Source organism: Acidovorax sp. FJL06 (assembly GCF_003852545.1).
In the GTDB taxonomy this organism is placed as follows: Bacteria; Pseudomonadota; Gammaproteobacteria; order Burkholderiales; family Burkholderiaceae_C; genus Acidovorax.
Window position 1 is genome coordinate 15,545 of record NZ_QAJR01000008.1, and the last position, 26,538, is coordinate 42,082.

Here is a 26,538-nt window from a genome sequence, read left to right on the forward strand (position 1 = left end):
CCAGTGGGCGGTAGAGGCCAAAAATAGCCCATATAGTGCGACCCGCGGGCCGCCACGGGCACTCAGTGCGTCCGGCTGGTGCCGCCCTGCGACGGCGTGCCCCCGCGCCCGAACTGGTGCCAGGCCCGGCGCAGCTGGGTGTCCGAGCTGAAGCCCGCCATCTGTGCCGCCTGCGTGACGTTCTGGCCGGACCGCAGCGCGGCCTCGGCCGTGGCCAGGCGGATGCGGCGCAGGTACTGCAGTGGCGCGATGCCCGCGTGTTCCAGAAACAAGCGGGTGAGGTGGCGCGGCGAGGTGTGCGCCACCTCGGCCATCTGGGGCACGCTCCAGTCGGCCTGGGGCTGCTGGCCCACGGCGTCCTGCACGCGGTGCAGGGCGGGGTGCAGGTGGTTGCGGTGGTGCAGAAAGGGCGAGAACTCCGGGTCATTCGGCCCCCGGCGCAGCGCCACCACCATGGACTGCGCCACCTGGGCCGCCAGCGCGGGGCCGCAGGTGTCCGAGATGCGGTGCAGCAGCAGGTCGATGCCCGTGGTCACGCCCGCGCTGCTGTACACGGCGCCATCGGCGACAAACACGCGGTTGGCCACCACGTCGCAGCGCGGGTCCACGGCGGCCAGCTCATCCAGGTGCAGGTGGTGGGTGGTGGCGCGGCGGCCCGTGAGCAGGCCGGCGTGGGCGGCCAGCACCGAACCGGCGCACACGGTGATCAGCTCCATCTGTTCGGCCACGGGCCGCAACCCGCGCAGCCAGTGCAGCAGCGCGCGGGCCTCGTCGCCCGCCACGTCGATGTGTTTGCCCGCCAGCCCCACCAGCACCACCCAGGCGGGTGCGGGCAGGGTGGCGGGCAGGGGCTCCAGCCCCGTCAACAGGGCGCCCACCGAGGTCATGGACTGCGGCGTGGGGCTCACGAAGTGCTGCACAAACCGCTCGGGCAGGCCCCGGCCCACCAGCGTCTGGTTGGCAATGCGCAAGGCCTCGGCCGGGCCGGCCCAGTCGAGCACCAGGCTGCCTGGGAGCAGGGCGAAGTACACGTGGATGGGGGAAGAAGGTGGTGTGTCCTGCATCGAAGGTTCTTGCAAACGGGGCGGTCTCAGAGCCTGTTCAAAGGCGTTTCATGGCGCCGTGTTCCACGGGGTGTCCATCTGGCGGGCGGTGCGCTCGGACAGCGCCGCGCCCGCGAGCCGGGTGACCAGGTGCAGGCTCATGTCGATGCCCGCGCTGATGCCGGCCGACGTGACCAGCGCACCCCGGTCCACCCAGCGCACATTCTCCCGCACGTCGAGTGCCGGGAACTGTGTGCGCAGGTCGGCGATGTCCTCCCAGTGCGTGGTGGCGGGCCCGTGCGTGAGCACCCCGGCGGCCGCCAGGATGAAGGCCCCCGTGCACACCGAGGCCGTGATCTGCGCGGCCCCGGCCGCTTGCGCCACCCAGGCGCGGGTGGCGGGGCAGGCGGCGGCCGCATCGACCACGCCGCCTGGCACGATGAGCACATCGGGCGCGGTGGCGCTGGCAAAGTCCGCATCGGGCAGCACGCGCAGGCCCGCGCGGGCGCGCACCGGGGGCAGCGTGCGGGCCACGCACTGCACGGCAAACGGCGCGGGGGCGCCGGGGTGCAGGCGTTGGTGCATGCGGCTGGCAGTGGTGAACACCTCGTAGGGCCCGCCCAGGTCCAGGGCTTCCACCTCGTCAAACACCAGGATGGCGATCTGCAACGGCTGGGCGCTCATGCTGCGGCCCGGTCCAGCGCCTGCTGCACGGTGCACAGCGTGGCAAAACGGCCCTGCAGCACCGTGGCGGTGCGGGTCTTGATGTCGGCGGCGGCCAGCACCTGGCCGTCGGGCTGCACCATGTCCCAGGTCAGGGTGGCGTCGGTCACGTAGTCCACGGCCCAGCCCAGGTCGGACGCGTGGCGGGTGGTGGTCTCGCAGCATTGTTCGGTGCGGATGCCGCTGATGATGAGGCGCTGGATGCCATGGCGCGTGAGCCACACGTCCAGGCCCGTGCCCACCAGCGCACTGTGGCGCGACTTGGTGAAGGTGGCCGCTGCTTCAAAGCCCGCCAGGCCGTCCAGGGCGCGCACCTGGCCCGAGGCCAGCGAGAACGGGTTCTCGGCCACCTCGGGGCCTTCGCTGTGGAACACCCGCACCACCGGGATGCCCTGGGCGACGCTGCCCGCGATCAGCGCATTCTGGGCCTGCAGGTAGGCGGGCAGGTCCTGCTCCGTGAAGAACGGGCGGTGGCGGAAGGATTCCTGGACATCAATCACAATCAGACAGGTTTTCATGGGGGTTCCTTGGGGATGGGTCGTTGGGAGCCCCTATCTTCCGGCTGCAGGCCAAGGATGTCCGAGCCCATCGGGACAGGCTTCGATCAATTTAGGCCATCATTCTGATCGCCGGCTGGCAGCCGGCCCCGCGCGCCGGTGCGGGCGTGTTACCGCAGCTGGCGGGGGGATGTTGCCGCCGGCAAGGCGGCCGGGGCGGTGTCGTGCCCACCCCCCTGCAGCTGGAAGGACGCCACCACCTGGTTGAGTTCGTGCGCCTGCTGCTGCAGCGCGGCGGCCGCGGCCGTGGCTTGCTCCACCAGGGCGGCGTTTTGCTGGGTGCCTTGGTCCATCTGGGCGACGGCCTGGTTGATCTGTTCGATGCCGTCGGTCTGCTCGCGGCTGGCCTGGCTGATCTCCTCGATCACGGCGGACACGCGCTGCACGCTGGTCACGACCTCCTGCATGGTCGTGCCGGCCTGCTGGGCCAGCTCGGCACCGGCTTTGACCTGCTCGGCGGAGTTTCCGATCAGGGCCTTGATCTCCTTGGCGGCTTCGGAGGAGCGCTGGGCCAGGCTGCGCACCTCGGAGGCCACCACCGCAAAGCCCCGGCCCTGTTCGCCCGCACGGGCGGCCTCCACGGCCGCGTTCAGCGCCAGGATGTTGGTCTGGAACGCAATGCCTTCGATCACTCCGGTGATGTCGGACACCTTGCGCGAGGACGCGTCGATGGAGCCCATGGTCTGCACCAGCTGCTCGACCACCGTGCCGCCCTTGCGCGCCACCTCGGACGCCGACTGCGCCAGCACGCTGGCCTGGCGGGCGTTGTCGGCGTTCTGCTTGACGTTGGAGGTCATTTCCTCCATCGAGGCGGCGGTCTGCTCCAGCGCGCTGGCCTGGGATTCGGTGCGGGCCGACAGGTCGTGGTTGCCGGCCGCGATCTGCTGCGAGGCGCTGGCGATGTGCTCGGTGCCGTTGCGCACCTTTTGCACGATGCGGTGCAGGCTGTCGCGCATCGCCTGCATGTCGAGCATGAGGCTGGAGCTGTCGCCGGCGCGCGTGGCCACGGCCACCGACAGGTCGCCCTCGGAGATGCTGCGGGCGATGCTGCGGGCATAGCCGGGCTCCCCGCCCAGTTGCCGGATGAGGTTGCGCGAGATCAGGGTGCCGATCACCAGCAGGGCGGCGCCCAGCAGCAGCGCCAGCACGCCAAAGCGGATCGCCTGCTGCCAGATGGCTGCGTCCACCGTGTCGATGTACACGCCCGAGCCGATGACCCAGCCCCAGGGGGCAAAGCCCTTCACGTACGAGGTTTTCTCGACCGGCGTGGTGCTGCCGGCCTTGGGCCACAGGTAGGGCACGAAGCCCGCGCCGCTGGCCTGCACGGTGCGCACGAACTCGACGAACAGCTGTTTGCCGTTGGGGTCCTTGTTGGCGGTGAGGTCCTGCCCGTTGAGTTCGGGGCGCACGGGGTGCATCACCATGCGCGGGTGCATGTCATTGATCCACACATACTCGTTGCCGCTGTAGCGCACGGCCTGGATGGCCGCCGCAGCGCGCTTGCGGGCCTCGTCTTCGGGCATGCCGCCCTTGGTGCTCAGCTCATGGAAATGCGTGGCGATGCCGTGGGCTGTTTCCACCACCTGGCGCACGCCGGCCTGGCGTTCTTCAAGGATCAGCTGGCGTTCGGACAGCAGGAACCAGGCGGTCAGGACGGCGATGCCGAGGAGGGCGCTGAGCACCAGAAGGGCCAGTTTGCGTGCGATGGTCATGGAGGGCCTCCTGAAACGGAATGGGACAACCGTGCGGAGCGGCTCCGTCTGCAGGCAAGCAAGGCAGGCAGGCAGGCAGAACAACCACTCAACCGTTTGCAGGGTACTGCCGCAACCCTGGCCCGTGGCATGGCGATAACCCGCATGGGCGGGCTGGGGAGGCCAGGAAGGTGCCCCGGGGGCGGGAAAGCAAGTGGGGGGCGCTACACCAGCCGCGCCGCCACCAGTTCCTTCTTGAGGTAGGCGTAGAACAGCGGCGCCGCCACCAGCCCGGCGGGGCCGAACACGGCCTCGGCCACGAACATCACCGACAGCAGCTCCCACACGCCCATCTGCGTGCGGCGGCCCACCACCTTGGCGTTGATCACGTACTCGGCCTTGTGGATCAGGATCAGAAAGCCCAGGCAGGCGGCGGCCGCCAGTGGCGACACCGACAGGCCCACGATGGTGATGACCACGTTGCACACCAGGTTGCCCACGATGGGCACCAGCCCTGCGACGAAGGTGAAGGTGATGAGCACCGGCGTGTAGGGCAGCTCCAGGTCCCACAGCGGCAGCGCGAACAGCAGGAACAGCGCGGTGAGCAGGGTGTTGAAGGCCGCGATCCAGAACTGGGCGGCCACGATCTGGCGAAAGGCCTCGCCAAACACCGTGATGCGCAGCTTGAGCTGCTGGGCCAGCGGCCCCCGCGCCAGCACCGGGGGGCGCACGGCGGCCAGGGCGCCAATCAGCAGGCCCACGTAGGCAAACAGCACGCTGGCCAGCCAGGCCCGCCCGGCCACGGCCAACGCACCGGCCTTGGCGCCCAGGTAGCTGGCGATGATGCGCTGGATGTCGGCGGCGCCCTCGGGCAGGTGCGAGGCCATGTCGGCCGGCAGCTTCAGCCGCAGCTCCAGCACCGTGCGCGCCATGTAGGTGAGCAGCTCCTGGTATTGCTGCGGTGCGCTGACCAGGTAGCCCCGCGAATGGGTGAGGCCGACGGCCAGCAGGGCCAGCGGCGCCAGCATGACCAGCCCCGCCGCGCCAATCTGCGCTGCGCGCAGGGTGGTTGCGGAGGGCGGGGGTTGGCGCCACACGCGGCCCAGGCCCTGTGCGAACCAGCCGGTGAGCGCGCGGGTGAGCAGAAAGCCCAGGCACACGCACAGCAGCCCGGGCAACAGCCCGCGCCACATGACCAGCAGCAGCACCCCGGCCACCAGCAGGTAGCTGGCCGTGACGATGGCCTGGTTCAGGGCACGCGGGGGTAGTGTGGCGGGCGTGGGCTCAGGCGGGGCTGAGGGTGCGGGGGCTGGAGACGGGCGCTGCGCCATGCGCTGGGGCGGGCTGAACGGGGAGCGCCGTGGTTCAGGCCACCACCACGGCGGCACCTTCGCCGCGCGCAGCAATCGTGCCGATGGCGTACACCTGCTCGCCGGCGGCGCGCAGCGTGGCGGCCGTGGCTTCGGCGTTGGCGGCATCCACCACCACCACCATGCCGATGCCGTTGTTGAAGGTGCGGTTCATCTCGATGTCGTCGATGCCCGCGGTCTTTTGTAGCCAGGCGAACAGCTCGGTCTGGGGCCAGCTGCCCTTCTTCAGGTGGGCGGCCGTGCCTTCGGGCAGCACGCGGGGGATGTTTTCGAGCAGGCCGCCGCCGGTGATGTGGGCCAGGGCCTTGATGGGATGCTGGGCCAGCGCGGCCAGCACGTTCTTCACGTACAGGCGGGTGGGTTCCATGATGGCCTGCTTGAAGGGCTTGCCGTCCAGCGTGGCGGGGGCGCTGTCGCCCGCGCGGTCGATGCACTTGCGCACCAGGCTGAAGCCGTTGGAATGCACGCCATGGCTGGCCAGGCCCAGCACCACGTCGCCGGGCTTCACATCCTTGCCGGTCAGGATCTTGGACTTTTCGACCGCGCCCACGGCAAAACCGGCCAGGTCGTATTCGCCCGCAGGGTACATGCCGGGCATTTCAGCGGTTTCGCCGCCGATCAGCGCGCAGCCGGAGAGCTCGCAGCCCTTGGCAATGCCGCCGACCACGGCCGCTGCCGTGTCTACATCGAGCTTGCCGCAGGCAAAGTAGTCGAGGAAGAACAGCGGTTCGGCGCCCTGCACCAGCACGTCGTTCACGCTCATGGCCACCAGGTCGATGCCCACGGTGTCGTGCATGTTCCATTCGAACGCCAGCTTGAGCTTGGTGCCCACGCCGTCGGTGCCGCTCACCAGCACGGGCTCTTTGTAGCGCTTGGGCACCTCGAACAGCGCGCCAAAGCCGCCGATGCCCGCCAGCACGCCTTCGCGCATGGTCTTCTTGGCCAGCGGCTTGATGCGCTCGACCAGGGCGTCGCCCGCGTCGATGTCAACGCCGGCGTCTTTGTAGGAGATGGGGGTGGAGGAGGCAGAGGAGCTCATGGGAGGTGCTTTGGTGCTGGTAGGCCCGCCAGGCGGGCTGGAATCCGGGGATTTTAAGGGGCATGCCCCGCCACCCCTGCTCAGCCCTGCGGGGTGGGGGGCTTTGGGGTGGCGCGGACCCGCGCCGCATGCACCAGCACACCGGCCAGCGCCAGCGTGGCAAACAGCATTCCGGCGCTGAAGGTGGCGCTGGCGCCCAGGCGGTCCCACAGCAGGCCGGCCAGTGCGCTGGCCACCAGCAGTGCCACGCCGCTGACCAGGTTGAACATGCCAAACGCCGTGCCGCGCAGGTCGGCGGGTGCAGCGCTGGCCACCATGGTGGCCAGCAGCCCCTGCGTCATGGCCATGTGCAGGCCCCACAGCGCAATGCCCAGCCAGGCCACCAGGCCGCGCCCGCTCAGGGCCAGCAGGGCATCGGCGGCGAGCAGCACCACCAGGCCCCAGGCCAGCAGCGTGGTGTGGCTCACCCGGTCGGAGAGCTTGCCCAGCGGGTAGGCGCCGAGCGCGAACACCAGGTTCATGAGCACCAGCGCCAGTGGCGTCCAGGCCAGGGGCAGCCCATCCTGCTGCAGGCGCAGCACCAGGAACGCCTCGCTGAAGCGCGCCAGCGTGAAGATAGCGCCCAGGGCCACCACCCACCAGTAGCCCGGGCTCAGGCGGCGCAGGTTTTCGCGCCGGATGGGGTTGGTGCGGGGCTGGCCGGCCGGGCGCTCGGGCTCCTTCACGCCGCACACCAGCACCACGATGCACAGCGCGGCCGGGATCACGGCCACCCAGAACACGGCACGGAAATCATTGGCCCACAGCAACATCAGCCCCATGGCCAGCAACGGGCCCACGAAGGCCCCCACGGTGTCCAGCGACTGGCGCAGCCCGAACGCCGCGCCGCGCTGCTCCGGCGGCGCCAGGTCGGCCACCAGCGCATCGCGCGGCGCCCCCCGGATGCCCTTGCCCACCCGGTCCAGCAGCCGGGCCGTGACCACCCAGCCGGCCGTGGAGGCCAGGGCGAACAGCGGCTTGGACAAGGCCCCCAGGCCGTAGCCCAGCACGGCCAGCGGCTTGCGCTTGCCCCACCAGTCGCTCAACGCCCCCGAAAACACCTTCAGGATCATCGCCGTGGCCTCGGCCGCCCCCTCGATGAGGCCCACGGTGAGCATGCTCACGCCCAGGGCTGTGACCATGAAGACCGGCAGCAGGCTGTGGATCATTTCGGAGGAAATGTCCATCAGCAGGCTGACAAACCCCAGGGCCCAGATGCCGGCAGGCAGGCGCTTGGAGGGGGAGGCGGGAGGGGCCATGGTGCAGGGATCTTGACGACGGGGATGAATGGGGCCGCGAGGGCGCTTGCGGCAGACTAAAATCCTTCCGATTGTCGCCCACCGCCCTGCAAGGGGCCTGGCCAGGACAACGCGCTGCAAGCCCCTTTTTTCGCCGAGCCCCGCCGCAGTCACCTACGGCCGGGCCCTTCCTCCCATTCTCCTGTGATGCTGCTGCTGATCCTTTCCTCGCCTGCCGCTCCCGCACCGACCGCCACGGGCCTGCCCTTGCCGCCGGGGTGCCGCGCATGATGATGAAGCAACTGGCGCTGGACATCGGCCTGGCCACGGGCCCCACCCTGGCCCGTTTTTATGCCGGCCCCAACGAGGCCGCCCTGCAGCACCTGCGCCTGGCCGCCGGCGAGGGCAGCAGCCAGGCCACCCGTTCGCCCGTGCCCACCTACCTGTGGGGCGAGCCCGGCAGCGGCAAGACCCACCTGCTCAAGGCCGTGCGCCAGGCCCTGCGCGAGCAGGGTGCCAGCGTGGGCTGGCTCGACCCCTCGGTGGCCGAGCCCCCGGATTTCAATGAGGACTGGGCGGCCATCGTCATGGACGATGTGCACCTGTACGACACCGCCCAGCAGGCCACGGCCTTCAACTGGTTTGTGAATGCCATCAGCCCGGCCAGCGGCGGCCAGCGCTGGGTGCTGGCCGCGGGCAACCTGCCCCCGGCCGACCTGCCCCTGCGCGACGACCTGCGCAGCCGCCTGGGCTGGGGCCATGTGTTCCAGCTGCAGCTGCTGGGCGAGGACGAGCGCCGCTCCGTGCTGCGCCAGGAGGCCGACGCGCGCGGCGTGTTCCTGGGCGACGAGGTGATGGACTACATGCTCAACCGCTTCTCGCGCGACCTGGGCAGCCTCATGCAGTTGCTGGACCAACTGGACGCATTCGCGCTGCGCACCCAGCGGGCCATCACGATCCCCCTGCTCAAGACGATGTTGGAGTCCGAGTGACCCGCCGCGCCCTTTTCGTAACTTTCTGCACTGCATGACTTCTTCCACACCTGCCCTGCGGTTGGCGCTGTTCGACCTGGACCACACGCTGCTGCCGCTCGACTCCGACTACGAGTGGGGCGAGTTCACCATCCGCATCGGCTGGAACGACCCCGTGGAGTTCGCGCGCCGCAATGGCGAGTTCTACGCCCACTACCAGGCGGGCACGCTCAACGTGCACGACTACGTGCGTTTTGCCACCGAGGCCGTGCGCCTGCGCGGGCCCGAGGCCGCAGCGGCTGCGCACCAGCAGTTCATGTGCGAGGTCATCACCCCGGCCATCCAGCCCCAGGCGCTGGATCTCATCCGCCAGCACCAGGCGGCAGGCGACGAGGTGCTGATCGTCACCGCCACCAACGAGTTCGTGACCACGCCCATCGCCCAGGCGCTGGGCGTGCCGCAGCTGCTGGCCGTGCAACTGGCGCGTGACGCGAGCGGCTGGTACACGGGCGAGATCGACGGCACGCCCACCATGCGCGAGGGCAAGGTCACGCGCATGGAGCAGTGGCTGGCCGCGCGCCAGCTCACCTGGGCGGACGTGGACAGCACGTTCTACAGCGACTCCATGAACGACGTGCCCCTGCTCGAAAAGGTGAACCGCCCGGTGGCCACCAACCCCGACCCGCGCCTGCGCGCCCTGGCCCAGCAGCGCGGCTGGCGCATACTGGACCTGTTCGCGGCGCCTGCCAGCCAGACGGCCTCCTGACCCCTGCGCGCGCGCAGTCCCCTGATTACTCCCTACCCATGATCAAGAAGTTCATCGACAAACTGCTGGGCAAATCGACGCCCGGCACCTCGGGCGGCAAGCCGCATTTCGGCAAGCGCGAAGAGGTGCCCGCCAGCGTGCATGGCATCAACCCCGAGCTGGTGGATCGCCGCGCCGTGGAGGTGGTCACCACCCTCAAGCAGGCGGGTTTTGAGGCCTACATCGTCGGCGGCGCCGTGCGCGACCTGCTCTTGGGCCTGCGCCCCAAGGACTTCGACGTGGCCACCAATGCCACGCCCGAGCAGGTCAAGGGCCTGTTCCGCCGCGCGTTCATCATCGGCAAGCGCTTTCGCATCGTGCACGTGGTGCACGGCCGGGGCCGCGAGCACGAGGTGATCGAGGTCTCCACCTTCCGCGCCTACCTCGACAACGCTGCTGCAGGCCAGGTGTCGGGCAACGAAAAGACCAGCAAGGCCCAGCTGTCGGGCATGCAGCACGCCGTGGACGCCAGCGGCCGCGTGCTGCGCGACAACGTCTGGGGCCCGCAGGACGAAGACGCCACGCGCCGCGACTTCACCGTGAACGCCATGTACTACGACCCGGTGAGCCAGGTGGTGGTGGACTACCACAAGGGCTTGCAGGACGCCAAGAAGAAGACGCTGCGCATGATTGGCGACCCGGCCACGCGCTACCGCGAAGACCCGGTGCGCATCATCCGCGCCGTGCGTTTTGCGGCCAAGCTCAGCCCCCTGGGCTTCAGCATCGACGCCAAGTCGGCCGCACCGCTGGTGCAGTCGCAGGCGCTGCTGGCCGAGGTGCCGCAAAGCCGCATGTTCGACGAAATGCTCAAGCTGCTGCAAACCGGCCACGCCATTGCCACCATCGAGCAGCTCAAGAAGCTGGGCATGGCCAAAGGCATCTACCCGCTGCTGGACGTGGCGGTGGAGCGTGCCGACACCCCGTTTGTGAAGGCGGCCCTGGTGGACACCGACCGCCGCGTGAACGAAGGCAAGCCCGTGGCCCCCAGCTTCTTGCTGGCCTGCGTGCTGTGGGAAGACGTGCGCAATGGCTGGACGGAGCGCCTGAACCAGCGCCAGCACCCGCTGCCCGCGCTGCAGGAGGCCATTGACGAAGTGTTCGACCGGCGCATCGGCGACGTGTCGGGCCGGGGCAAGCTGGCGGCCGACATGCGCGAGATCTGGGTCATGCAGCCCCGCTTTGAAAAGCGCGTGGGCAGCACCCCGTTTGGCATGGTCATTCAACCGCGCTTCCGGGCAGGTTTTGATTTCATGCGCCTGCGCGCCGACGTGGGCGAGGTCGAGGAGGCCCTGGCCGAATGGTGGCAGGACTTCCAGGCCGCCGACGACGAACGCCGCGAAGACCTGATGGACCAGGCGCGCGAAGAGCAGAAGGCGCGCCAGAAAGCGCAGCAGCCCGTGGTCAAGCGCGTGCCGCGCAACCAGGCGCCAGCGCCCGCATCGGCCCCGCGCGCGGCAGGCCCTGCGGCAGACGCTGGGCCGTCGGAGGGGGACGCAGAGTTCGCCACCGAAGGCGGCGCACCCAAGAAGCGCCGCCGCCGTCGCCGCAAGCCCGGTGGGGCCGGCGGTGGCGAAGGCGCAGCCCCTGCCGCGGCAGGCGAGTGAGCTTGCGCGACATGGGCGCAGAGCCCGTCCGGGTCTATGTGGGCCTGGGTGCCAACCTGGGCGAGCGTGAGGTGGCCTTGCGCAAGGCCCTCGCTGCCCTGGGCCAATGCCCGGGCACCCGCGTGCTGCGGGTGTCGCCGCTGTACGGCAGCGCCCCGGTGGACGCTGGTGGCCCCGACTACCTGAACGCCGTGGCCGAGGTGGCCACCGCGCTCACACCCGAGGCCCTGCTGCAGGCGCTGCAGGCCATCGAACAATCCGCCGGCCGTGAGCGCCCCTACCGCAACGCGCCGCGCACGCTGGACCTGGACATCCTGTGGTTTGGCGACCAGGTGATCGACACCCCCGCGCTCACCGTGCCCCACCCCCGCATGGCCGAGCGCGCGTTCGTGCTGCGCCCGCTGGCCGATCTGGTGCACGAGCGCGTGGCCGCCGCAGCCCTGCAGGCGGTGGCTGCGCAGAGCATCTACCTGCTGGCCGATGCGGGTTGGGCAGAGGGTGGTGTGGCTGGTGAGTGCTCCTGAATCAGGAGCTGCTTGCGCTTGATGGACGCGCGCAAGAGGCCAAAAGGCCTAAAAATTCCTCACCGTTCGCCAGGTTCATCCACACCGGACGATGCGGGCGCAGCCCCCTCCAGCGCCACCGTTGGGGGGCTGAGCTGCCGCCTCTGGCGGCGGCAACGAGCGGGTTGCGGCCCAGGGGGTTAATCGACTTTCGCGCCTGAAGCCTTCACCACCTGCTGGTACTTGGCGCGTTCAGTGGCCATGAAGCTGTCGAATTGCTGCGGCGTGGTGGCCACGGGCTCGGCCAGCAGGGCGCCAAAGCGGGCCTTGGTCTCGGGCGCGTGCAGCGCCGCCACAAAGGCCTTGTTCAGCTTGTCGATGATGGGCTTGGGCGTGGCCGCAGGCGCCACCAGGCCCCACCAGGTGTCGATGGAGAAACCCTTGAAGGTGGCCGACAGCGGGGGCACGCCGGGCAGTGAGGCCGAGGCGTCCAGCGAGGTCACGGCCAGCGCCTTGAGCTTGCCCGCGCGGATGTTGGGCGCGGCGGCAGCCAGGTTGTCGATGTTGAAGTCCACCTCGCCTGCCAGCAGCGCGAGCTGGGCCGGGTTGGCGCCGCGGTAGGGGATGTGCAGCGCGAAGATGCCCGCGCGCTGCTTGAACATCTCGCCCGCCAGGTGGCCCGCGCTGCCGTTGCCGCCACTGCCGTAGTTGAGCTTGGCGGGGTTGGCCTTGGCGTAGGCGATCAGGTCGGCCACGGTGTGGATCTTGAGCTGCTCGGCCTTGGCGGCGTTCATGACCAGCACGTTGGGCACGCGCACCATCTGCGTGATGCCTGCGAAGTCCTTGCCCGCGTCGTAGGGCATGCGGGCATACAGCCAGGGGTTGACCGCATGGGTGGCCGTGGCGGCGATGCCGATGGTCAGGCCATCGGGGGCGGCCTTGGCAATCGCGTCGGCGCCGATGTTGCCGCCCGCGCCGCCCTTGTTGTCGATGATGACCGTGCCCAGCGCTTCGCGCACGCGCTCGGCCAGCGCGCGGGCCGTCACGTCGATGGGGCCGCCGGGGGCGTAGGGCACGATCAGGCGGATGGGTTGGCCTGGGTCCTGGGCCCAGGCGGCAGAGGAAGAGAAGACCGCTGCGGCTGCAGCGGCGCTGAGGAGGAGGGTTCTGCGGTTCATGGGTGCATTGTGCAAAAAAATCGTAAGAGAGCTTACGAGCCCCTTGGCGGTGTGCGGGATGTGTCCTGCGCAAGGCCCAGGTCTTCCACCAGCCTGCCCAGCTCATGGGACGAGCGGATGTCCAGTTTCAGGAAGATGGCCGAGCGGTGCGTGTCCACGGTGCGCGGGTCGATGGGGCGGTCGGGGTCGCGCTGGGCCAGGGCGCGGGCCACTTCCTTGCTGCTGATGCCGGTGGCCACGAGGCGTGCCACCTCCTGCTGGCGCGGGCTCAGGGCATTCCAGCGTTCGCGCAGCAGGGCGCAGCGCTGCGCCTCGGCGGCCACCTCGTGCGACAGGTGGGCCGCGCGCTGCACGGCTGCCAGCAGCGTGGCCTCGTCGCAGGGTTTTTCCAGCCAGTCCACCGCGCCCTGCTTGACGGCGGCCACGGCCGAGGCGAGCTCGCCGTGGGCGGACAGGAACACGGTCTTGAGCACCGACCCGCGCTGGCGCATGGCCTCGAACACCTGCAGGCCGCTCATCCCGTCCATGCGCAGGTCCAGCAGCACGCAGCCGGGCTGGGCCAGGTCGGCCTGGGCCAGAAACTCCGCCCCGCTGGCAAAGGCATGGGCCGCGTGGCCACGGGCCAGCAGCAGCGCGGCCAGCGAATGGCGCACGCCTGCGTCGTCGTCCACGATGTAGACCTGAAGAAGCGGGGCAGCGGGCGGGGCGGTGGGGTGGTGGGTCATGGCGGGTTCGCTGCGGTGGCGGGCGCCGGGTGCAGGGGAAGCCGGATCTCGAAGATGGCGCCGCCCCCTTCGCGGTTGCGGGCCAGCAGCGCGCCGCCCATGCTTTCGACGATGGAGCGGCAGATGTTGAGGCCCAGGCCCAGGCCGCCTTCGCGGGTGGTGAAAAACGGTTCGAACAGGCGCTCGGCAATCTCGGGCGCCAGGCCCGGGCCCCGGTCCAGCACCTGCAGGCAGGCATGGCCGTCCTCGGCCGCCGTGCGCAGCAGCAGCTCGGGGCCGTGGGCCGGCGTGGCCTGGGACTGCATGGCCTGCAGCGCGTTCAGCCCCAGGTTCAGCACCACCTGCTCCAGCAGCACGCGGTCGGCGCTCACCCGCACGGGTTCGCGGGCCAGGTCCAGCCGCACGGCCACGCCGTGCCGGCGCGCCTCGGCACGCAGCAGCAGGGCGAGCGACTGGTCCACGGTGGCGTTGAGGTCGCAGGGTTCGCGCGCCGCATCCGCCGCCGGGTGCTGGCGCACCCAGCGGCGGATGCGGCCCACGATGTCGGCTGCGCGCAGCGCCTGGGCCGAGAGCGCGGCCAGGGTGTCGTTCAGCAGCTCGGGCTTGCCCTGTGCGGCCAGGGACTTGGCGGCGGCCGCGTAGTTGACCAGGGCCGCGAGCGGCTGGTTCAGCTCGTGCGCCAGGGTGGAGGCCATCTCGCCCACGGTGATCACGCGCTGCACGCGCTGCAGCTGGGCTTCGCGCTGCTGCTGCTGTTCTTCGGCGCGCTTCTGGGCGGTGATATCCACCACCGAACTCATCCAGCCGATGTGCTGGCCATGGCCGTCGATGAGCCGGGTGGTGTAGAACATGGTGTACACGTCCGAGCCATCGCGGTGGCGCAGCCGGTTTTCGCGGCCCTGGGGCGAGGCCTTGCCGGCCTGGACGATGTCCACGTCACGCCAATGCCGGTCCAGGTCGTCGGGGTGCCAGTAGGGGTAGGGCGGCAGGCTGCCGATGAGTTCGGAGGCCGTGTAGCCCACCATGTCGCACATGGCGGCGTTCACGTAGACGATGCGGCCCTCCAGGTCGCGCGCGCGCATGCCGACCAGCAGCGAGTCTTCCATCGACTGGCGGAACGCCTGGGCCTGTTGCAGCGCATGGGTGCGTTCCTGCACGCGCTGCTCCAGCCCGATGCGGGCCTGGCGGTTTTCGGCCAGGCGGCGCTCGCGCAGCTGCCAGTACAGGGTGCCCAGCACCAGCAGGCCCGAGGCCAGCGTGGCCAGTGCCCAGGCCTGCTGGCGCGCCACGGTGACCACCCGGCTGTCGGCCGTGACGGTGAGTGTCCAGCCCAGGTCGGGCAGGGCTTCCTCGAGCGCGAGGTACTGCTTGCCGTTGCCTGCCAGGTGCAGCTCGGCGCCGGGCTGGTCGTCCAGCAGGCGCAGGGCCCAGGGCACGGGGCGGGGCGTCCAGCCGGTGCCGTACTGCTCGTTGTGCTGCAGCAGCTGCACGTCGGCGGCGGGCACGGGCCGGCTGGTGCGGTACAGCCAGGTGGGCTCGGAGCCCAGGAACACGATGCCGCGCGCGTCCGTCACAAACACCGGGTCGCGCAGCTGCTCCCAGGGGTTGGCGATGGGCTCCATGCGCACCTTGACGGCCACCACGCCGATCACCCGGCCGTTTTCGCGCACGGGCGCCGACACAAACAGGCCGGGTTCGCCCGTGGTCTTGCCCACGCCATAAAAGCGCCCGGTGTCACCGCCCAGCGCATCGTGAAAGTAGGGGCGGTTGCGGTAGTTCTGGTGCACGAAGCTGTTGGGGGTGTCCCAGTTGCTCGATGCGAGCGTGAGGCCTTGCAGGTCCATCACATAGAGCATGTCGGAGCCCGCGTGCTCGTTCACGGTCTGCAGGTAGGCGTTGGCGGCGTCGCGCACTGCCTGGGATGCGGGGTGGTGCAGCAGTTGGCTGACCAGCGGGTGCTGGGCGGTGGTGAAGGGCAGGTAGTTGTAGCGCGTGGCCACCCCCCGCAGCGCCAGGGCCTGCACCTCGCCCGAGCGGCGCAGGTTGTCCCACTGGGCATCCCGTTCGCTCTGGGCCGCCCATTCGCCGGCCGCCACCACCAGCAGCACGGCCAGGCACAGCAGGGCCGCGATGAACCCCGCACCCCGGCGCAGCCGGGGCAACCGGTGTGAAGGGCGCGGGGCGCCGGCCTCGGCAGAGTCGGCGGGCGCCGCGCGCGGGTCCACGGTCAGCCGCCGTGTTTATCGGCTTCGGAGGTGAAGGAGTCGGCGAAGAACTCTTCGGGCGGCAGGCCGCGCTGGGCACTGTAGGCCGCGCGGGCCGAATCGACCACGATGGGCGCGCCGCAGGCATAGACCTGGTGGCCCGAGAGGTCGGCAACATCGTCGAGCACGGCCTGGTGCACAAAGCCCGTGCGGCCACTCCAGCCGTCTTCGGGCAGGGCGTTGGAGATGACGGGGATGTAGCGCAGCCAGGGCAGCTCGGCCGCGCGGGCCTGCACCCAGTCGTGCATGTAGAGGTCTTCTGGGCGGCGGCCGCCCCAGTACAGCGCGGTGGGGCGGGTGATGCCCTTGAACTGCAGGTGCTCGATCAGCGCCTTGATGGGGGCGAAGCCCGTGCCCGAGGCCAGCAGCACGATGGGCTTGTCCGAGTCCTCGCGCAGGAAGAAGCTGCCGAACGGGCCTTCGACGCGCAGGATTTCTTTTTCCTTCATCGCGCCGAACACATGGTCGGTGAACTTGCCGCCGGGCATGTGGCGGATATGCAGTTCCACCCCGGGCGCCTCGGTCTGCGTGTGGGGGGCGTTGGCCATGGAATACGCGCGGCGGGCGCCATCGCGCAGGATGAATTCGATGTACTGGCCCGCGTGGTAGCGGAAGGTGTCGGCGGCGGGCAGCTGCAGGCGCACCTGCATCACGTCCGGCGACTTTTTCTCCAGGGTGGACACGCGTACCGGCATCTTCTTGATCGGGTAGGCACTTTCGTCGGTGACCTGGCGCGATTCGAGCACCACGTCCGACAGTGGCTCGGCGCAGCAGGTCAGCACCAGGCCGGCGGCCTCTTCGTCGGCGCTGAGCGCCTTGGGCTGGTGCTCGCCATGGCGCACCGTGCCGCTGATCTTTTTGCACTTGCAGGAGCCGCAGGCGCCGTCCTTGCAGCCGTAGGGCAGGCCCACGCCGCTCTGGATGGCGGCGGCCAGGATGGTCTGGCCCGTGTTGGCACTGAAAGCGCGGCCGCTGGGCTGCACGGTGATCTGGAACGCTGCGGTGGTGGCAGCCTCGGCGCTGGTCATGTTGTGGGTATCCTCGGGACGTGTTCTATCCAAGCAAACGGCCCCGATTTTGCCTTCAAACCAAAACCCCCTTGGCGCCCTGCCGGCGCGCTTTCGCCGTGAACGCCTGCTGATCGTGGGCTGTGGTGACGTGGGTCAACGTGTGGTGCGTGACCTGAACACCGGCCCGGGCGCGGGGCGCCTGCAGGTGCTGGCGCTCACCTCCAGCCCGGCCCGCGTGGCGGGGCTGCGCCGCCTGGGCGCACGGCCGCTGCTGGGCAATCTGGACGATGCCGCCACCGTGCGGCGCCTGTCGGGCGTGGCCACGCGGGTGCTGCACCTGGCGCCGCCGCCCGGCGAAGGCGCTGGAGGGGCGGCCTGGTGGAGCGATCCGCGCACCGTGGCGCTGGCCCGTGTGCTGCGGCTGCGCCGCCTGCCGGTGTCGCTGGCCTATGCCTCCACCAGCGGGGTGTATGGCGACTGCCAGGGCGCCCTGGTGCCGGAGACGCGCACCTTGGCCCCCGCCACGCCCCGCGCGCAGCGCCGGGTGAACGCCGAGCGTGCCGTGCGCCACCTGGGCCGCGCCGGGGTGCGGGCCAGCGTGCTGCGCATTCCGGGCATCTACGCCCCCGACCGCGAGGGCGGCACGCCCGAGGCCCGCCTGCGGCGCGGAACGCCGGTGCTGGTGCCCGAGGACGACGTGTTCACCAACCACATCCATGCCGACGATCTGGCACGCGCCTGCATGGCCGCGCTGTGGAAGGGGCGGCCCCAGCGTGCCTACAACGTGAGCGATGCAACCCACCTGAAGATGGGCGACTACTTTGATCTGGCTGCCGATCTGTATGGCCTGCCGCGCCCCCCGCGGGTGCCGCGCAGCACGGCGCAGGAGCAGTTGTCCTTGATGCTGCTGAGCTTCATGGGCGAGTCGCGCCGACTGGACAACCGGCGCATGCAGCAGGAGCTGGGTGTGCGGCTGCGCTACCCCAGCGTGGCACAGGGGCTGCAGAGCTTGCGCGGTGCCGAGAGCTCAATAGATCAATAGGCTCTCAGCGCGGGTAGCTGTTGCCCTGGCTGTCGTAGCAGCGGAACACATTGCACTGCGTGAACTTCTTCGGCTCCGGCACCGGAGCGGGCGGGGGGACGACGGGGCGGACCGGGTGGCGGGGCGGCACCACTACCACCACCGGCGGTGTGGTGGTGTTGACCGTGGTGGGGCGGGCTGCACGGGCTTTCTCCACCTCTGCATAGCCCTCGGGGCCCAGGCAGTCCAGGTCCACCTGCCGCTGGGCGGCCTCCATGCGCTGGCTTTGTTCGTAGCTGCCTGCGTTGCCACTGCCCAGCACCATATCTAGGTTGCGGCGCGAGCGCGCGCATTCGGGGGACCGGGCGTAGTCCGGGGATTTGGCGGGCGCTGCGCGGTCCCGTTGCGCATTGCGCAGGGCTTCCGTTTCCGCAGCCTTGTTCTCGGCCTCCAGGCGCTTTTGCTTGAGTGCCAGCGCTTCGGCGGCCTGTTCGCGTTCGTGCTGGATCTCTTCGGGGGTCTTGCGGGCCTCCACTTCGCGCGCCGTGGCCCCGCCTGCACATTTGCCGTCGGTGTAGGTGACCTTGCCCGTGGCGGCGTCGGTGCAGCGCACCACCTGCGCCTGGGCGCCTGCGCCGACCCAGGCCACGCACAGGCATGCAAGGAGGAGAGGGTGGAGTCGGGCCATGGTGGGTTCGTTCACGCCTTCTTAGGGCTTGTCCTGGCTGTTCGACTGCTGGCGCGAGCGCCAGTCCTGCGGGTGGGGCGTGTAGCTGTCGGGCGCCAGGCGCCCGGGGGGATTGTCGCGGTTGCGCCGGTCTTCTGCGGCGCGGCGGTCGCGCTCGGCTTGTTCGCGGCGGGCCTGGTCGCGTTCGCGTGCACGGCGGTCGGCTTCGCGGGCCTGTTGGTCGCGCTGCTCCCGCTCGCGGGCCGCACGGTCCCGCTCGGCACGGTCGCGGTCCCGGTCCCGCTCGCGCCAGTCATTGCGGTCACGGCCATTGTCCCAGCGGTCATCATGCCGGTCGCGCCCGCCGTAGTAGGCAGGGGGCGGTGGTGGGGCGGAATAGATCACCCCCGGCGCACGGTACACGGGCGGGGCCTGGTACACCGGCGGCGGAGCGTTGTAGATGTACCCCGGCTGTTCGTACACCTGGTAGCGCGGCGGGTCGTAGTACGGGTCGCCCGGCACGGTGGCGCACCCCGTCACAAGGGCCCCCAGGGCCGAGGCAGAAATGATGCGGGCGAGTGTGTAGGTCATGGTGTTCAGACTCTGGCCGGCGGGGCGTGTTCCGCGCGGTTCCGTAAAACCCATGAAAAACACCCCGGTGGGATGTTACAAATTTCAGGGGCTGGCATGGGCTGTGCCAAGCACTTTAGCGTTTGGCCGCACCATTTGGTTGACCCCAGGGCCAGGCGCCTGACGAGCGGTAGCGCCGTCCACCTGTGGGCCGGCGGGTGCGCGGCCCCTGAGAACTTCAAAATCCATAGCTGCCAGCGCTTGCCGCATCTGCGCTGGAGGCACAAAACACCAAAACCTGCGCCGGCCCGCCATGCCCTCCACCGGTGGCGGGGCCCTGTGGCGGCTTACTTGGGCAAGACGCGGCGGATGGTTTCTGCCAGGTCTTCGGCCACGAACTTGGCCACATAGCCGTCTGCGCCTACGCTGCGCACATGGTCTTCGTTGGCCGAGCCCGACAGGGACGAGTGGATGACCACCGGCAGGCCGTGAAAGCGGGCGTCCTGCTTGATGTTGCGGGTCAGCGTGAAACCGTCCATTTCCGGCATTTCCAGGTCGGTGAGCACCATGGCAATGCGGTCCAGCACGGTCTTGCCCTCGGCTTCGGCGCTTTTGGCAATGGCGTTGAGGCGGTCCCAGGCCTCCTTGCCCGACTTGACCATCTCGTAGGGGGCGTTGAGCACCTTGAGTTCCTGCTCGATGAGCGAGCGGGCCACGAACGAATCGTCTGCCGCAAGGATCATGGTGCCGGGCTTGAGCTTGAGCTTGGCGCCCACCTTTTCCTCGGTCACTTCGTGGCCATCCGATGGCGACACCATCTGCAGGATGGCCTCCACGTCCAGCACCTGGGCCAGGCGCGATTCGTCGGTGTTGCCGTCCAGGCGGGCAATGCTGGTGACCAGCTTGCCGGCGGCGCCGCTGGTTTCGGCCGAAAGCACCTGCTTCCAGTCCAGCCGCACGATGTCTTCCACCGATTCGACCGCAAACGCCTGGGTGGTGCGTGCGTACTCGGTCACCAGCATGATGTTCAGGCCCGTCTGGGGCTTGCAGCCCACGATGGCGGGCAGGTCCAGCACCGGGATCACCTGGCCGCGCAGGTTGACCACGCCCAGCGAGTATTGCGTTGTGCCCGCAATGGGCGTGATGCTGGGCATGGCCACGATCTCGCGGATCTTGAAGACGTTGATGCCAAAAAGCTCGGACTTGCCCAGGGCGTTGTCCACGCCCAGGCGGAACAGCAGCAGCTCGAACTTGTTGGTGCTGGTGAGGTTGGTCCGCTCGTCGATGTCCTGCTGGATGGCTTTCATGATGGGTCCTTCGCGCAGAAATAGGAAGATACGCGCTATTACAAATTCTAGGACCCAAACGGCGCGCGCAGTACGCTAAATCTTCAGGCAATACCCGAATAGTGCGCTGCAGCATGCCGCCGTCGCCGCGCCGACACAGTCCGCCTGAAATCTGTTACGCCGCCGGGGGCAGCACCACCGGCGCGAAGTGCACTACGGTGGGGAAGGGGTCGTAGAAATGGTGCAGCAGCCGCTTCCACTCCTGGTACGGGGCCGATTGGCGGAATCCCACCTCGTGATCGGCCAGGGTGGCCCAGCGCACCAGCAACACATAGTCCTGAGGGCGCTCCACGCAATGCCCGAGTTCGTGCGAGAGATAGCCGGGCATGGAGGCAATGATGCGCTGCGCCTGGGCAAAAGCCTGTTCAAACGCGCTGTTCTGGCCAGGGCGGACGGTGAGGTGGGCAATTTCCAGAATCATGGGGGTTGCAACAGGGGTGGATGGGGCAGGGTATCAGACCACATTGCTGCGCTGCATGGGCTCGGGCTGGGCTGCGGTGGCCTTCATGCCGTCCGCCAGGCGGTGCAGCAGCCCGAGCAGGGGCGCATCCGACGCGTCGCAGGCCAGGCCAATGTGGCGCGAAAAGGCCAGGGGCCCATCCAGCGGGCGGGTGAGCGCGCGGCGCGCCTGGGCTGCATGCGACTGCGGCACCACGGCCAGGCCCATGCCCGCGTCCACCATGTGCAGCAGCAGCTCCTCGCGCGCGGCGCTGGCCTGCACCTGCAGCGCAATCCCCCGCTCGGCCAGCAGGCGGATGAAGGACTGGTGCAGCGGGCAGTAGGGCCATTCGATGAGGGGCAGGCCTTCGATGTCTGCCAGGCCGAAACGCTTCTTGAAGCGCAGCGGGTGCTGCTCGGGCACCAGCATCACATAGGGCTCGTGCCACAGCGGCGCAAAGGTGTCGCCCGCCGGCTTGCAGTGCTCGGCCACCATGCGCAGCCGCGCCTCTTGCCCGCTGGCGGTGAGCCGCACCAGGGTGTGGGGCAGCTCCTGCGCGATGTGCGCGAACAGGGGCGTGGCCTGCTGCACCATCAGGTCATCCTGCAGGAAGATGCCCAGCGTTTCGCGTGGAGCGTCACGAAAGTCGCGCACCATCGCGCTGGACTGGGCCAGCAGGCTGCAGGCACGGGGGTACAGCCGGTGCGCGGCGGGCGTGGGGGCCAGGCCCTGGCGGCTGCGCTCGAACAGGGGAGTGTCGAGCGCATCCTCCAGCCCCTTGATGGCCATGCTGATCGAGGGCTGCGCCACGAAGCAGCGGCGCGAGGCGGCCGTGACCGAGCGCTCTTCATACGCCGCCACGAAGTAGCCCAGGGCGCGCAGGTCAAACAGCATGGCGGCGGAGCCTTTCTTGGATCAGGTTGTCAGACCGGGGTGATGGTGGTGACGGTTTCGCGGAAATAGTCCACCTGGCCGTTCTGCGAATGGCTGGTGATCCAGGTCACGGATTCCACCTCGCGCTGTTGTACCGCATAGAAGAAGCGCTGGTGGAACTGGGTGAGTATCCAGTCGTTGCCCAGCGGCTGGCTGTGGGTGTGCAGGATCTTCGTGCCGCGCGGAAACACCTCGGCGCCCAGGCGCTGCACCACGGCCATGAGATCGGCCTTGTTGTGCGCGATTTGCCAGCCGGTGTCGGCATCGTCGCGGTAGTGGTCGATGCGGAAGTCCACATCGTCGGAAACGGTGGCCAGCAGCGTGGGCACGTCTTGCTGCTCGAAGGCGGCAAGCACGCGGTCGATGGGGAAGGCAAGCGGCGGGAGGGTCGTCATCTCGGGTCTCCGGTGGGGGGTAGGAACAATCAATCCGTCAAACCCTGGCCAGGGAGCCGCGACTGTAGGCACAGCCTGCCTGCGGCACAACGATGGAATTTGTGGGCCGCGGCGATAAAAAACCGATGGATGCGTTAAGGCAACGCTGAATAAGTCCTCGCGTGTCGCGCATCCCTGTTTTGGGCGGTCTGCGGCGTTGCAAATGCTCGCAATAGCTACGGCTATTGCTGCGCTTTGCGCCTTGCCGCCCATCCCAAACCAGGGCGCGCGCCATCGCGGGACTTATTCAGCGTTGCCTTAATCCGTGACGCCCGGCACCTGGCGCAGATAGGCCTGCAGCGCGGCGATCGCTTGGCGCACCTTGGCCGGCTGCGCATCGCGCTGGGGCGTCACGGCCCAGATGTCCAGCGCGCCGAACGACCAGTCGGGCAGCAACCGCACCAGCCGGCCGGCCTGCAGCGCATCGTGCGAATCCATGCTGCCCACCAGTGCCAGGCCCAGCCCGGCCTCGCACATCTGCTGGATGGACAGCTGGTTGTTGCTGGCGATGCGCGGCTCCACACGCAGCGCGCGGGGTTCTCCGTCGGGGCTGCGCAGGTCGACCACCAGGCCGCCGCTTTCGCGCGCAAAACCCAGCCAGCTGTAGCCCAGCAGCGCATCGGGGTGCTGCGGCATGCCGTGGGCCGCCACCCAGGCCGGCGATGCGCACAGCCACCACTGCAAGCCGCCCAGGCGCCGCGCGGCCCAGCTGGAGTCCTGCAGCCGGCCATAGCGCACCGCCAGGTCGATGCGGGCATTGATGAGGTCGATGGGTGCGTCGTCCACCAGCAGGCGCAGGCGCAGCGCCGGGTGCGCGGCCAGCAGTTGCCCCAGGGCCGGGGCGATGTAGCGCGCAAAACCCACCGTGGCCGACAGGCGCAGCTCGCCGCTGGGCGCATCGCGCGAGGCGGCAAGCTCGGCCCGCGCCTGCTCGGCGGCGGCCCACATCGCCGCACAGCGCACGTGGTAGCGCTGGCCGGCTTCGGTGAGCGCCAGCTTGCGCGTGGAGCGGTGCAGCAGCGTCACGCCGCCATCGCTTTCGAGCTTGCGCACCTGCTGGCTCACGGCCGAGGTGCTCATGCCCAGGGCGCGGGCCGCCCCGCTCATCGAGCCGTGCTGCACCACGGCGGCAAACACGGCCATGCGTTTGAGGTCATCCATGGGGATTGGGGTGGATTGTGAAGTATGGCTTCAAAGAGAAGGTGTTTTAAGCCCTCTACCGCCTGCTTTGACAAGCCCGTATTCTCACTCCATCGCAACTTTGATCCCCAGGAGACCCCATGAACATCGCCCTGATCGGTGCCACCGGCTTTGTCGGCTCGGCCGTGCTGAATGAACTGCTGCAACGCGGCCACCGGGTGACGGTGTTGGCCCGCAACCCAGGCAAGCTGGCGGCCCGTGAAGGCCTGACGGTGGTTGCCGCCGACGCGCAAGACGCCGCCCAGGTCGCCAAGGCGGTGGCAGGCCATGATGCGGTGGTGAGCGCCTACAACCCCGGCTGGACGGTGCCGGACATCCACGACCAGTTCCTCCAGGGCACCCGCGCGATCATCGACGGCACCAAGCAGGCCGGCGTGCGCCGCCTGCTGGTGGTGGGCGGCGCGGGCAGCCTGTTTGTGGCGCCCGGCCTGCAGCTGGTGGACACGCCCCAGTTCCCCGCCGAATGGAAGCAGGGCGCCCTGGCCGCCCGCGAAGCCCTGAACTGGATCCGCACTGAAAACACGCTGGACTGGACCTTCCTGTCCCCCCCCATCCTGCTGCAACCCGGCGAGCGCACCGGCCAATACCGCCTGGGCGACGAGGCCCCGCTGATGAACGGCGACCAGCCCGGCAGCATCAGCGTGGCCGACCTGGCCGTGGCGATGGCCGATGAGCTGGAAGCGCCGCGCCACGTGCAGAAGCGGTTTACGGTGGCGAACTGAGGGGGTAATGCAGGGCGCGGCGGTCTGGGCGTATGCTCTGCGCCTTTTTTCCGTTTCGCCCGCACCCATGACCGACGCCCTTGCCAACACCTTCGACGCACCCGAAACCCTCCAGGAGCCGCGCCGGTGGAGCGATGGCCACTGGACGGCGCAGGTCATCAAGAACGAGGACGACGACGGCTGGGCGGTGTCCATGACGCTGCGGGGCGAGGCCGAGCCCGCGCTGGTGGGGCCGTGGACGATGGGGCGGGACAAGAAAAACCCCAAGCCGCTGGATGTCTCGGCCTTCCACACCCTGGTCAAGACGGCCAGTGAGGTGCTGCGCCGCCATGAGCAGCAGCTGCATGCACAGCTCAACAAGAACGTGCGCATCACCACGGCCGAGGGCCAGCGCCTGCGCGTGGCCCTGGCCATCGTGCCCGACGAAGAGGGCGCTACGGCCACGCTGAGCGCCCAGGACGAGCTGGGCGAAGAACTGGCGCGCGTGTCCGTGCCGCCCACCTTCAAGCTCACGCCCGCCAGCGCAGCGGCCTGGGCCGAGGGCGGGTTTCAGCGCGTGCGCTGAGCGGCATTGCGCAACGCACCACCGTTCACGCCGAGATTGTCGAAGCGCCGCGCAAGGCTTCGACAAGAACCTCAGCCCGCACGGGAGGCGGCGATGGGGTGGGTGGCGCCGTGACGAACACCGAAGCAAAGCGCGCAGCAGGGGCACCCCGCCCAATCGCCTTGGCGACCCTGCTGGCATCACCAACCTCCTAAAATGTCCCCGTCGGCCCCGGATGACCTTCGGGGCCGACAGCGTTCTCAGGGCGGGGCGTAATTCCCCACCGGCGGTATTTGCGGGCTGAAAGGCCAGCAAGAGCCCGCGAGCGCCTGCAGGGCCGTTCCTCGGAACCACCACCCCGCAGGGTCAGCAGATCTGGTGCGATGCCAGAGCCGACGGTCACAGTCCGGATGAAAGAGATCGCGAAACTAGGGATGTCCTGCATAACCCTCGCGAGTCGGTGGTAGTGCAGATCGGGATGGGCCGCAAGGCGACTTTTTGCAGCCAGTAGCGCGGCTATTGGCAAGAAAAGCAACGCAGCGGACCGCCCGAGACCGCGCTATCACGGACCGCAGAGAGTTATGCAGGACATCCCTAGAGCACCCGCCATAGGGTGGCTGGACCTTGGGTGCCTGCGTGCTTGCTCTCTTGCTTGCTTGCTCGCATGCCCGGGGTCTGCGCCGCTTTGTGCGGGCGCCGTGTTCGCGCGCGCCCTGATTCTGGCCATACCTGTCTTGAGGAACCCATGAATCAGTTCTCCCCTTCTGCTATTTCTTCCCTTCCCGCCTCCGTGGCAGCCCACCGTGGCGCCCGCGTGGCCATCATCAGTGCCAGCTGGCACCAGGACATCGTGCACCAGGCGCGCGACGCGGCGCTGGCCGAGTTCGACCGCAACGGCCTGCCGCCCGCGCAGGTGGCGCTGTTCGACGTGCCCGGTGCGTTCGAGATCCCGCTCTTGGCACGCAAGCTCGCACGCAGCGGGCGCTACGACGCCATCGTGGCCTGTGCGCTGGTGGTCAACGGCGGCATCTACCGCCACGAGTTCGTCACCACCGCCGTCATCGACGGCCTGATGCGCGTGCAGCTCGACACCGAGGTGCCCGTGATGTCGGCCGTGCTCACGCCGCGCGACTTCCACGACCACGAGGACCATGTGCGCTTCTTCCGCGAGCATTTCGTGAAGAAGGGCACCGAGGTGGCGCAGGCCTGCCTGCAGACCATGGCCTACCTGCGCAAGCTGGCCTCGCCCACGCTGGCAACGCCCCAGCAGGCAGTGCCTGCCGTGGCCGAAGCCGCCTGACCCGGGACGCTGGATGCGTGTTTGCTATGTAAAAAATAGCTGATAGCGCTTGCTGGGCGGGCGCTATGGCCCTTTTTGGCGCAGACCGCTCAGGTTGCCGCTAGCCGGGGCGGGTGGGCCACGGGGGCTGCGGGGTAGGCCCGTGCCGGAGGGGCATCCGTCTCTGCCAGCCGGAACACCGCCACCGCCTGCACCAGCTGCTGGGCCTGGGCCTTGAGGCTGTCGGCGGCGGCCGCGCTTTGCTCCACCAGCGCCGCGTTCTGCTGCGTGGCCTGGTCCATCTGCATCACGGCCTCGCCCACCTGGGCCACGCCTGCGCTCTGCTCGCTGCTGGCTGCGCTGATCTCGCCCACGATGTCGGTCACGCGGCGGATCGAGGCCACCACCTCGGTCATCGTGGCGCCCGCCTTGTCCACCAGCGTCGTGCCTTGCTCCACGCGCTCCACGCTGGCATGGATCAGGCCCTTGATCTCCTTGGCCGCTTCGGCACTGCGCTGGGCCAGGTTGCGCACCTCGCTGGCCACCACGGCAAAGCCCCGGCCCTGCTCGCCTGCGCGCGCGGCCTCCACGGCGGCGTTGAGCGCCAGGATGTTGGTCTGGAA

The 26,538-nt window shown here is 69.3% G+C and carries 27 protein-coding genes and 1 riboswitch; of the genes, 8 read left to right on the forward strand and 19 right to left on the reverse strand.

Annotation, left to right across the window (positions count from 1 at the left end; translation table 11 throughout):
• Positions 1–62 precede the first annotated feature (62 nt).
• The 7 genes from DBV10_RS05080 to DBV10_RS05110 form a co-directional block, all read right to left on the reverse strand.
• Positions 63–1,064, reverse strand: a complete 1,002-nt coding sequence (locus DBV10_RS05080; RefSeq protein ID WP_124511262.1) for a GlxA family transcriptional regulator — start codon at positions 1,062–1,064, stop codon at positions 63–65.
• A gap of 48 nt (positions 1,065–1,112) precedes the next feature.
• Positions 1,113–1,727 (reverse strand): DJ-1/PfpI family protein, encoded by a 615-nt coding sequence (locus tag DBV10_RS05085; RefSeq protein ID WP_124511264.1) that lies wholly within the window; start codon positions 1,725–1,727, stop codon positions 1,113–1,115.
• Complete coding sequence (locus DBV10_RS05090; RefSeq protein ID WP_124511266.1) at positions 1,724–2,284, reverse strand: cysteine hydrolase family protein; 561 nt, start codon at positions 2,282–2,284, stop codon at positions 1,724–1,726. The genes DBV10_RS05085 and DBV10_RS05090 overlap by 4 nt, the downstream gene beginning before the upstream one ends.
• Positions 2,285–2,433: 149 nt before the next feature.
• Positions 2,434–4,035 carry a methyl-accepting chemotaxis protein gene (locus tag DBV10_RS05095; protein ID WP_124511268.1) on the reverse strand — a complete coding sequence of 534 codons (1,602 nt, stop codon included), beginning with the start codon at positions 4,033–4,035 and terminating at the stop codon, positions 2,434–2,436.
• 203 nt (positions 4,036–4,238) lie between these two features.
• Positions 4,239–5,345, reverse strand: coding sequence for an AI-2E family transporter (locus DBV10_RS05100; RefSeq protein WP_124511270.1), 1,107 nt, complete (start codon positions 5,343–5,345; stop codon positions 4,239–4,241).
• Between the two features lie 34 nt (positions 5,346–5,379).
• Positions 5,380–6,423: a phosphoribosylformylglycinamidine cyclo-ligase gene (gene purM / locus DBV10_RS05105; protein WP_124511272.1), complete on the reverse strand. Its 1,044-nt coding sequence runs from the start codon at positions 6,421–6,423 to the stop codon at positions 5,380–5,382.
• An 80-nt stretch (positions 6,424–6,503) separates the two neighbouring features.
• Complete coding sequence (locus DBV10_RS05110; RefSeq protein ID WP_124511274.1) at positions 6,504–7,721, reverse strand: MFS transporter; 1,218 nt, start codon at positions 7,719–7,721, stop codon at positions 6,504–6,506.
• Positions 7,722–7,993: 272 nt separating this feature from the next.
• On the opposite strand from DBV10_RS05110, the gene hda reads away from it, so the two are divergent.
• The 4 genes from hda to folK are packed head-to-tail and all read left to right on the forward strand — an operon-like array spanning position 7,994 to position 11,604.
• On the forward strand, positions 7,994–8,692 hold the full coding sequence (gene hda / locus DBV10_RS05115; protein ID WP_124511324.1) for a DnaA regulatory inactivator Hda: 699 nt from the start codon (positions 7,994–7,996) through the stop codon (positions 8,690–8,692).
• Between the two features lie 34 nt (positions 8,693–8,726).
• Positions 8,727–9,437, forward strand: coding sequence for an HAD family phosphatase (locus tag DBV10_RS05120; RefSeq protein WP_124511277.1), 711 nt, complete (start codon positions 8,727–8,729; stop codon positions 9,435–9,437).
• Between the two features lie 38 nt (positions 9,438–9,475).
• Complete coding sequence (pcnB, locus tag DBV10_RS05125; RefSeq protein ID WP_124511279.1) at positions 9,476–11,080, forward strand: polynucleotide adenylyltransferase PcnB; 1,605 nt, start codon at positions 9,476–9,478, stop codon at positions 11,078–11,080.
• Between the two features lie 11 nt (positions 11,081–11,091).
• Positions 11,092–11,604: a 2-amino-4-hydroxy-6-hydroxymethyldihydropteridine diphosphokinase gene (gene folK / locus DBV10_RS05130; protein ID WP_124511281.1), complete on the forward strand. Its 513-nt coding sequence runs from the start codon at positions 11,092–11,094 to the stop codon at positions 11,602–11,604.
• 179 nt (positions 11,605–11,783) lie between these two features.
• Here the strand turns inward: folK and DBV10_RS05135 are convergent, their stop codons facing one another.
• From DBV10_RS05135 to DBV10_RS05150, 4 genes are read right to left on the reverse strand one after another with little or no spacing between them, the layout of a single operon-like run.
• Positions 11,784–12,761 (reverse strand): tripartite tricarboxylate transporter substrate binding protein, encoded by a 978-nt coding sequence (locus tag DBV10_RS05135; RefSeq protein ID WP_124511283.1) that lies wholly within the window; start codon positions 12,759–12,761, stop codon positions 11,784–11,786.
• Positions 12,762–12,793: 32 nt separating this feature from the next.
• Positions 12,794–13,486: a response regulator transcription factor gene (locus DBV10_RS05140; RefSeq protein WP_124511285.1), complete on the reverse strand. Its 693-nt coding sequence runs from the start codon at positions 13,484–13,486 to the stop codon at positions 12,794–12,796.
• Positions 13,483–15,711, reverse strand: coding sequence for an ATP-binding protein (locus DBV10_RS05145; protein ID WP_233589811.1), 2,229 nt, complete (start codon positions 15,709–15,711; stop codon positions 13,483–13,485). Before DBV10_RS05145 ends, DBV10_RS05140 begins: the two co-directional genes overlap by 4 nt.
• Before the next feature lie 2 nt (positions 15,712–15,713).
• Positions 15,714–16,778 (reverse strand): CDP-6-deoxy-delta-3,4-glucoseen reductase, encoded by a 1,065-nt coding sequence (locus DBV10_RS05150; protein WP_124511287.1) that lies wholly within the window; start codon positions 16,776–16,778, stop codon positions 15,714–15,716.
• A 49-nt stretch (positions 16,779–16,827) separates the two neighbouring features.
• On the opposite strand from DBV10_RS05150, the gene DBV10_RS05155 reads away from it, so the two are divergent.
• Positions 16,828–17,802: an NAD-dependent epimerase/dehydratase family protein gene (locus DBV10_RS05155; protein ID WP_124511289.1), complete on the forward strand. Its 975-nt coding sequence runs from the start codon at positions 16,828–16,830 to the stop codon at positions 17,800–17,802.
• A 4-nt stretch (positions 17,803–17,806) separates the two neighbouring features.
• Here DBV10_RS05155 and DBV10_RS05160 read toward each other — a convergent pair whose 3' ends face one another.
• From DBV10_RS05160 to DBV10_RS05190, 7 genes are all read right to left on the reverse strand, one after another.
• Positions 17,807–18,469 (reverse strand): DUF4124 domain-containing protein, encoded by a 663-nt coding sequence (locus DBV10_RS05160; protein ID WP_124511291.1) that lies wholly within the window; start codon positions 18,467–18,469, stop codon positions 17,807–17,809.
• Between the two features lie 21 nt (positions 18,470–18,490).
• Positions 18,491–19,039: a hypothetical protein gene (locus tag DBV10_RS05165; RefSeq protein WP_124511293.1), complete on the reverse strand. Its 549-nt coding sequence runs from the start codon at positions 19,037–19,039 to the stop codon at positions 18,491–18,493.
• A 326-nt stretch (positions 19,040–19,365) separates the two neighbouring features.
• Complete coding sequence (locus tag DBV10_RS05170; RefSeq protein ID WP_124511295.1) at positions 19,366–20,325, reverse strand: chemotaxis protein; 960 nt, start codon at positions 20,323–20,325, stop codon at positions 19,366–19,368.
• A 154-nt stretch (positions 20,326–20,479) separates the two neighbouring features.
• Complete coding sequence (locus DBV10_RS05175; protein ID WP_124511297.1) at positions 20,480–20,785, reverse strand: antibiotic biosynthesis monooxygenase; 306 nt, start codon at positions 20,783–20,785, stop codon at positions 20,480–20,482.
• Between the two features lie 33 nt (positions 20,786–20,818).
• A complete protein-coding gene (locus DBV10_RS05180; protein WP_124511299.1) occupies positions 20,819–21,697 on the reverse strand; it encodes a LysR family transcriptional regulator in 879 nt (292 codons plus the stop codon).
• 29 nt (positions 21,698–21,726) lie between these two features.
• On the reverse strand, positions 21,727–22,131 hold the full coding sequence (locus tag DBV10_RS05185) for a hypothetical protein (RefSeq protein ID WP_124511301.1): 405 nt from the start codon (positions 22,129–22,131) through the stop codon (positions 21,727–21,729).
• A gap of 297 nt (positions 22,132–22,428) precedes the next feature.
• Entirely contained in the window at positions 22,429–23,331 is a 903-nt protein-coding gene (locus DBV10_RS05190; RefSeq protein ID WP_124511303.1) for a LysR family transcriptional regulator, read from the reverse strand.
• A gap of 119 nt (positions 23,332–23,450) precedes the next feature.
• On the opposite strand from DBV10_RS05190, the gene DBV10_RS05195 reads away from it, so the two are divergent.
• The 3 genes from DBV10_RS05195 to DBV10_RS05205 all read left to right on the forward strand — a co-directional run bounded on the left by DBV10_RS05195 (position 23,451) and on the right by DBV10_RS05205 (position 25,936).
• A complete protein-coding gene (locus DBV10_RS05195; protein ID WP_124511305.1) occupies positions 23,451–24,092 on the forward strand; it encodes an NAD(P)-dependent oxidoreductase in 642 nt (213 codons plus the stop codon).
• 67 nt (positions 24,093–24,159) lie between these two features.
• Positions 24,160–24,657 carry a hypothetical protein gene (locus DBV10_RS05200; protein ID WP_124511307.1) on the forward strand — a complete coding sequence of 166 codons (498 nt, stop codon included), beginning with the start codon at positions 24,160–24,162 and terminating at the stop codon, positions 24,655–24,657.
• Between the two features lie 231 nt (positions 24,658–24,888).
• Positions 24,889–25,062, forward strand: a riboswitch (FMN riboswitch).
• A gap of 319 nt (positions 25,063–25,381) precedes the next feature.
• Positions 25,382–25,936 carry a 6,7-dimethyl-8-ribityllumazine synthase gene (locus DBV10_RS05205; protein WP_124511309.1) on the forward strand — a complete coding sequence of 185 codons (555 nt, stop codon included), beginning with the start codon at positions 25,382–25,384 and terminating at the stop codon, positions 25,934–25,936.
• 89 nt (positions 25,937–26,025) lie between these two features.
• Here DBV10_RS05205 and DBV10_RS05210 read toward each other — a convergent pair.
• A partial coding sequence (locus DBV10_RS05210; protein WP_233589812.1) for a methyl-accepting chemotaxis protein occupies positions 26,026–26,538 on the reverse strand: 513 nt, incomplete at its 5' end.